Origin of the sequence: Pseudonocardia sp. ICBG1142 (assembly GCF_020496255.1) — a bacterium.
Taxonomy (GTDB): domain Bacteria; phylum Actinomycetota; class Actinomycetes; order Mycobacteriales; family Pseudonocardiaceae; genus Pseudonocardia.
Window position 1 is genome coordinate 1 of record NZ_JAHLJC010000018.1, and the last position, 7,597, is coordinate 7,597.

At 64.1% G+C, this 7,597-nt stretch carries 4 protein-coding genes and 1 pseudogene; all 5 read right to left on the minus strand.

The window, feature by feature from the left end:
- Window positions 1-394 precede the first annotated feature (394 nt).
- Complete coding sequence (locus tag KPL59_RS13060; protein ID WP_226360936.1) at window positions 395-964, minus strand: hypothetical protein; 570 nt, start codon at window positions 962-964, stop codon at window positions 395-397.
- A 1,370-nt stretch (window positions 965-2,334) separates the two neighbouring features.
- Complete coding sequence (locus tag KPL59_RS13065; RefSeq protein WP_226360937.1) at window positions 2,335-3,381, minus strand: replication initiation protein; 1,047 nt, start codon at window positions 3,379-3,381, stop codon at window positions 2,335-2,337.
- Window positions 3,382-4,230: 849 nt separating this feature from the next.
- Complete coding sequence (locus KPL59_RS13070; RefSeq protein WP_226360936.1) at window positions 4,231-4,800, minus strand: hypothetical protein; 570 nt, start codon at window positions 4,798-4,800, stop codon at window positions 4,231-4,233.
- Window positions 4,801-6,142: 1,342 nt separating this feature from the next.
- On the minus strand, window positions 6,143-6,526 hold the full coding sequence (locus tag KPL59_RS13075) for a hypothetical protein (protein WP_226360938.1): 384 nt from the start codon (window positions 6,524-6,526) through the stop codon (window positions 6,143-6,145).
- Window positions 6,527-6,663: 137 nt separating this feature from the next.
- Window positions 6,664-7,218, minus strand: a pseudogene (locus KPL59_RS37615) (replication initiation protein); the annotation flags it as partial.
- Window positions 7,219-7,597: the final 379 nt, after the last annotated feature.

Sequence of the window (7,597 nt, forward strand, 5' to 3'; positions counted from 1 at the left end):
AGGGCGGGTCGCTGCGCTGAGCCGAACAACCCCGGGCTGCCGCGCCGCTTCCGGTCCTCACCCGCCGGGGCGGGCTCCGGTCCGGATCGACTTGCCACGACCAGATACAGACTTCGAGGGCTACACGCGGAGACCGCGAACACCGCTATTCGCTTTCCTTCGACATCTCACGCCTGGCCCGCCGCTTCTTTATCGCACGCACGATTGTGAGCGTCAGAATTACTCCAACTTGCATATGGAACATTCCCTGCTTCCATAGGACGTGAATATTTCCGACCACGAACTGAGTGCATACCCAGATCGCCAGGCCAAGCCATGCCCCACGAAGAGCAAAGGAAAGCCGCTTCACCACTTCATGTTCAGAAATGCCATTCTGCATACCTGCGCTCCCAGATCAGCACGCCGCTACAGCGCCCGTAAGCCCGCCGCCGATCCCACCACCAACAGCACCAATAGCTCCTCCGGGGACGGAACCGGCAATAGGAATCGTCACTGCCCCCACAGCAGCCCCGCCAAGCCCAACCGTCGTCGCCCCAGAGACAGCGCCACCAGCAATACCGGCAGCGCACTTCCCCCAGTCCTTCCACCACCCATAGGGAACAGCTTTGTCTCCTGGACTCTGATCATGAGATGACGGATTGACGATCACTCGAACGACCGAAGGAGACACCAGTTCATACTGCAAACGCACAGTCCCACGCTGATCGCTCGAAGCCGTCGAGGGGAGAGTTTCGAGAGTGTCGTTCCCGAGCTTCAGGGTTGTAACACTTCCCTGCTTTACGAAATGAACTTCAGGCGACACTTTCAGCAGCAACGTTTCGCCATCAGCCTGTGCCGTGTAAGTAAAATGATCCGGACTGGGCGACAGTGATGCAAAGCTACTGCCAACCTCGGCCGCCCCCTCGGCGAAATGCGCAGATTCAGCCGAAGCGATCCCCGTAGCCGACCCCATCGCAACAGCCACAGCCAACACGGTCCCGATAACACGGGACGCACACGCGAACCTCTTCGTTCCCATGACCGCATGCGAACACGCCCCCCCCCACTGGTCAAGAACCACTACCAGCAGCAATCACACGAACACGCTCAGCACACTACGCACTACGGACAGATACGCCCAAATCAACCCAAACCGCCCACCCTCGCCGCAGTCAGTTGACCTTGACCTTGACCTTCCTTCTCTCAAAGCATGGAACTACGTACTGATGATCATGGCCGCTCCGCGACCACCCTCCCGGTGGGTCGGGCTGGCGCCCGACACCTCGACCGGCCGTCAGCGAAGCAGGGTGGTTGAGGTGTCGGGCGCCAGCCCGACCCACCGGGCACCACCACCACAGGTCCACCCGCCATAACCGACCGGACCCACCCCAGAAGCGCGTCAATGCCGCTTCTCAGGCGCTTCCAGCCAGTTCAAAGCCCCATCAAAGCCGATCAGCGCCGCGCCTCACCCGCTCCCGGCGGCCGCCACGCGGCCACCAGCCCGGCACGACGACCCGAGAGCCCCCAGGCCCGAACCCCCGGAGATGGTCTATGCAAATCCGGGGAAATCCGAGCCGATAATAAGCCAATCCGGGACAGCAGATGATCTTCAACGCTGAGCTCGGGCACCGGACCCGACGATGCCCAACCCTCACGACAGCACCGCACCGCACCTAACCCCAAACATCCACACCCAACATCCAGCAAACAAACAGCCGACCACTCCACCCACCGAAACAACTCACCGCGCACATCGACAACCCCACCCCTCCGACGCTCCCCCTAGAACCGCAGAAGCAGCAGCGCCAATACCGCGCCCACCGCCAACTCGGCCGAGCACAAAAATGCCTACACCCGTAGCCCTCACAACAGCGGCCCTCCGACCCCACAAACAGCAAAAGAGGCAGCGAGTAGGTGCCCAGTAGCACCTACAGAACGCCACAATATATAGCGCCAGAAACGCAACCACACGCAGCCGAAAACCGAGCACACCGCCACGCGACGCCCTTCGGCCCCACTCCGTCACGCAGAGTGAGATTCCGGGGGATGTCCCGAAACATCACTCTGCGTGACTGACGGTACGGCGTTCCGCCGCAGCGACCCATTCACCGGTGCGCCGGGCCTGAGCGAGGAGGCAGCCGACAGTGCCGATGCTGTCGCCGGTGCGGTCGGCGATCTCTCGGTAGGTGAGCCCTTGAAGGCGAAGCTTCACAGCTAGCGAGCGGCGCGCCTTGGCTCGTCGCTCGTATTCAGGACGCGGCTCAGCGACCATCGCGCGGACGGTTCGAGGAGTCACGCCAAATTCATCCGCTATTTCGCGGGCGGTTCTAGTGCGGCGCGCTGGAGTTCGGGCCGTCATCGCGAAGCTGCCGCTTGAATCCCGGCATGGAGCAAACGAGACTCTTCCGATCGACTCTGTCCACGGATTCGGCCGCCGATGAGTCCGCCGTTGCGTCCGGAGCCTTTGCGTCCGCGCGCTGCTTGGATGGCGGAGAATGCTGCGTCGTAGGCGGCGGGGCCGTCGTTCCACATGCGGGAGTAGTTGATCGTCCAGTCCGAGATGGACTGGGAGATGTGGCCGAGTTCGTTCCCGCCGAGGGGGATCGGGAAATCGGCGTTGAGGATCGCGACGTGTTTGGCGACAGCGGCGCGGTAGCCCTCGGCGTCGCCCCAGTGGTGCCGCATTTCGCGGTAGGCGAAGCGGCGGACCATGTGGAACAGGGTTTCGTTACGGGAGTAGCCGACGGGTTCGCGGCGGCGTTGGTTGTGCCAGCCCCGGCCGGGCATGTGTCCGGCGGCGGTCAGGATCGCCCCGAACTGGTTGAGGGTGGAGGTTTTGTCGTGGAGGAAGTGGGTGATCCAGCGGGAGTGGAACGGGTTTTTGATCAGCCGCCCGGGATAGGACGGGTCCCCGCCGACGGCGCGTCGAAGTGCTTCTTCGATGGAGAGGCCGTAGCGGACCGCGCGGCGTGATCCGTAGTTGGTGACGTTGATCGGTGTCGTGATGCCGAACCCGGCGTGGGCGTGGCCGTTGACGGCGTTCTCGATGATCACGTTCGGCATCGGGTGGCTGTCGACGGTGGAGACCATCCGCAGGACCGCGTCGGCGCTGTCGCCGTCGATGCCGATCAACCCCCACACCTGCTTGGGGTGCAGCTCGACGTGCATCCGGGTCATCGCCTCCTCCCTGGTCTGCCGCCACACGCCGTCGTCGAACTCGTCCGCGGCGAGTGGGTACCGCGACGTCCACAAACGCCCCCAGATCGCCGTAGCCGCCTCAAACGGCAGACCCCCGACTAGGTAGCCCGGGGGATCAAACGGGGCCTCACAGAGGCTCTCAGAGCCCCGGGAACCGGCATCGGGAACAGCGCCGGGGGGAACCCACAGGTCAGAGCCGGTCATCCGGGGGAACTCCTCACCACCGCCGCAAGGGGGGCGCGGTGCCGGTCTAGGGCGTTGAGCTTCGCCCTGTGTTGTCTCCGGCCGCTGACGCGGCCGGAGGGGGCGGGCTCGCTCGCGCTCACCCGAAACTCTGACTTGGTTGTCTAGATTCCGACTTACATATTTCCAGGTCACACGCCCGTATGTCGCGTACCCCCAGGTCAGACGGGCGTGTCATCCCACCCGACCGGCCTCCGACCAGACACCGCCACCCCAAGATCAACAGCCACCACACCTATGCATCATCTGATGATCACCGGGCCGGGTGCCGGTCCCGCGCAGACGCTTCACTCCCGGACGCCCCCCCCCCCCCCCCCCCCCCCCGGGAGGACGGCCACGGCCCCGCCTGCGGCGGAGCGCAGCGAGCTAGACACTTAGCCCGGCTAAGTGGGTATCGCAAAAGCCGGGGTCCCGCAGGGCGGGTCGCTGCGCTGAGCCGAACAACCCCGGGCTGCCGCGCCGCTTCCGGTCCTCACCCGCCGGGGCGGGCTCCGGTCCGGATCGACTTGCCCACGACCAGATACAGACTTCGAGGGCTACACGCGGAGACCGCGAACACCGCTATTCGCTTTCCTTCGACATCTCACGCCTGGCCCGCCGCTTCTTTATCGCACGCACGATTGTGAGCGTCAGAATTACTCCAACTTGCATATGGAACATTCCCTGCTTCCATAGGACGTGAATATTTCCGACCACGAACTGAGTGCATACCCAGATCGCCAGGCCAAGCCATGCCCCACGAAGAGCAAAGGAAAGCCGCTTCACCACTTCATGTTCAGAAATGCCATTCTGCATACCTGCGCTCCCAGATCAGCACGCCGCTACAGCGCCCGTAAGCCCGCCGCCGATCCCACCACCAACAGCACCAATAGCTCCTCCGGGGACGGAACCGGCAATAGGAATCGTCACTGCCCCCACAGCAGCCCCGCCAAGCCCAACCGTCGTCGCCCCAGAGACAGCGCCACCAGCAATACCGGCAGCGCACTTCCCCCAGTCCTTCCACCACCCATAGGGAACAGCTTTGTCTCCTGGACTCTGATCATGAGATGACGGATTGACGATCACTCGAACGACCGAAGGAGACACCAGTTCATACTGCAAACGCACAGTCCCACGCTGATCGCTCGAAGCCGTCGAGGGGAGAGTTTCGAGAGTGTCGTTCCCGAGCTTCAGGGTTGTAACACTTCCCTGCTTTACGAAATGAACTTCAGGCGACACTTTCAGCAGCAACGTTTCGCCATCAGCCTGTGCCGTGTAAGTAAAATGATCCGGACTGGGCGACAGTGATGCAAAGCTACTGCCAACCTCGGCCGCCCCCTCGGCGAAATGCGCAGATTCAGCCGAAGCGATCCCCGTAGCCGACCCCATCGCAACAGCCACAGCCAACACGGTCCCGATAACACGGGACGCACACGCGAACCTCTTCGTTCCCATGACCGCATGCGAACACGCCCCCCCCCACTGGTCAAGAACCACTACCAGCAGCAATCACACGAACACGCTCAGCACACTACGCACTACGGACAGATACGCCCAAATCAACCCAAACCGCCCACCCTCGCCGCAGTCAGTTGACCTTGACCTTGACCTTCCTTCTCTCAAAGCATGGAACTACGTACTGATGATCATGGCCGCTCCGCGACCACCCTCCCGGTGGGTCGGGCTGGCGCCCGACACCTCGACCGGCCGTCAGCGAAGCAGGGTGGTTGAGGTGTCGGGCGCCAGCCCGACCCACCGGGCACCACCACCACAGGTCCACCCGCCATAACCGACCGGACCCACCCCAGAAGCGCGTCAATGCCGCTTCTCAGGCGCTTCCAGCCAGTTCAAAGCCCCATCAAAGCCGATCAGCGCCGCGCCTCACCCGCTCCCGGCGGCCGCCACGCGGCCACCAGCCCGGCACGACGACCCGAGAGCCCCCAGGCCCGAACCCCCGGAGATGGTCTATGCAAATCCGGGGAAATCCGAGCCGATAATAAGCCAATCCGGGACAGCAGATGATCTTCAACGCTGAGCTCGGGCACCGGACCCGACGATGCCCAACCCTCACGACAGCACCGCACCGCACCTAACCCCAAACATCCACACCCAACATCCAGCAAACAAACAGCCGACCACTCCACCCACCGAAACAACTCACCGCGCACATCGACAACCCCACCCCTCCGACGCTCCCCCTAGAACCGCAGAAGCAGCAGCGCCAATACCGCGCCCACCGCCAACTCGGCCGAGCACAAAAATGCCTACACCCGTAGCCCTCACAACAGCGGCCCTCCGACCCCACAAACAGCAAAAGAGGCAGCGAGTAGGTGCCCAGTAGCACCTACAGAACGCCACAATATATAGCGCCAGAAACGCAACCACACGCAGCCGAAAACCGAGCACACCGCCACGCGACGCCCTTCGGCCCCACTCCGTCACGCAGAGTGAGATTCCGGGGGATGTCCCGAAACATCACTCTGCGTGACTGACGGTACGGCGTTCCGCCGCAGCGACCCATTCACCGGTGCGCCGGGCCTGAGCGAGGAGGCAGCCGACAGTGCCGATGCTGTCGCCGGTGCGGTCGGCGATCTCTCGGTAGGTGAGCCCTTGAAGGCGAAGCTTCACAGCTAGCGAGCGGCGCGCCTTGGCTCGTCGCTCGTATTCAGGACGCGGCTCAGCGACCATCGCGCGGACGGTTCGAGGAGTCACGCCAAATTCATCCGCTATTTCGCGGGCGGTTCTAGTGCGGCGCGCTGGAGTTCGGGCCGTCATCGCGAAGCTGCCGCTTGAATCCCGGCATGGAGCAAACGAGACTCTTCCGATCGACTCTGTCCACGGATTCGGCCGCCGATGAGTCCGCCGTTGCGTCCGGAGCCTTTGCGTCCGCGCGCTGCTTGGATGGCGGAGAATGCTGCGTCGTAGGCGGCGGGCCGTCGTTCCACATGCGGGAGTAGTTGATCGTCCAGTCCGAGATGGACTGGGAGATGTGGCCGAGTTCGTTCCCGCCGAGGGGGATCGGGAAATCGGCGTTGAGGATCGCGACGTGTTTGGCGACAGCGGCGCGGTAGCCCTCGGCGTCGCCCCAGTGGTGCCGCATTTCGCGGTAGGCGAAGCGGCGGACCATGTGGAACAGGGTTTCGTTACGGGAGTAGCCGACGGGTTCGCGGCGGCGTTGGTTGTGCCAGCCCCCGGCCGGGCATGTGTCCGGCGGCGGTCAGGATCGCCCCGAACTGGTTGAGGGGTGGAGGTTTTGTCGTGGAGGAAGTGGGTGATCCAGCGGGAGTGGAACGGGTTTTTGATCAGCCGCCCGGGATAGGACGGGTCCCCGCCGACGGCGCGTCGAAGTGCTTCTTCGATGGAGAGGCCGTAGCGGACCGCGCGGCGTGATCCGTAGTTGGTGACGTTGATCGGTGTCGTGATGCCGAACCCGGCGTGGGCGTGGCCGTTGACGGCGTTCTCGATGATCACGTTCGGCATCGGGTGGCTGTCGACGGTGGAGACCATCCGCAGGACCGCGTCGGCGCTGTCGCCGTCGATGCCGATCAACCCCCACACCTGCTTGGGGTGCAGCTCGACGTGCATCCGGGTCATCGCCTCCTCCCTGGTCTGCCGCCACACGCCGTCGTCGAACTCGTCCGCGGCGAGTGGGTACCGCGACGTCCACAAACGCCCCCAGATCGCCGTAGCCGCCTCAAACGGCAGACCCCCGACTAGGTAGCCCGGGGGATCAAACGGGGCCTCACAGAGGCTCTCAGAGCCCCGGGAACCGGCATCGGGAACAGCGCCGGGGGGAACCCACAGGTCAGAGCCGGTCATCCGGGGGAACTCCTCACCACCGCCGCAAGGGGGGGCGCGGTGCCGGTCTAGGGCGTTGAGCTTCGCCCTGTGTTGTCTCCGGCCGCTGACGCGGCCGGAGGGGGCGGGCTCGCTCGCGCTCACCCGAAACTCTGACTTGGTTGTCTAGATTCCGACTTACATATTTCCAGGTCACACGCCCGTATGTCGCGTACCCCCAGGTCAGACGGGCGTGTCATCCCACCCGACCGGCCTCCGACCAGACACCGCCACCCAAGATCAACAGCCACCACACCTATGCATCATCTGATGATCACCGGGCCGGGTGCCGGTCCCGCGCAGACGCTTCACTCCCGGACGCCCCCCCCCCCCCCCCCCCCCCCCCCCCCCCCCCCCCCCC

Coding starts and splice junctions, on each gene's coding strand:
- KPL59_RS13065 (WP_226360937.1), bottom strand. CDS start 3,381: ATGACCGGCTCTGACCTGTGGGTTCCCCCCGGCGCTGTTCCCGATGCC.
- KPL59_RS13075 (WP_226360938.1), bottom strand. CDS start 6,526: ATGGTCCGCCGCTTCGCCTACCGCGAAATGCGGCACCACTGGGGCGAC.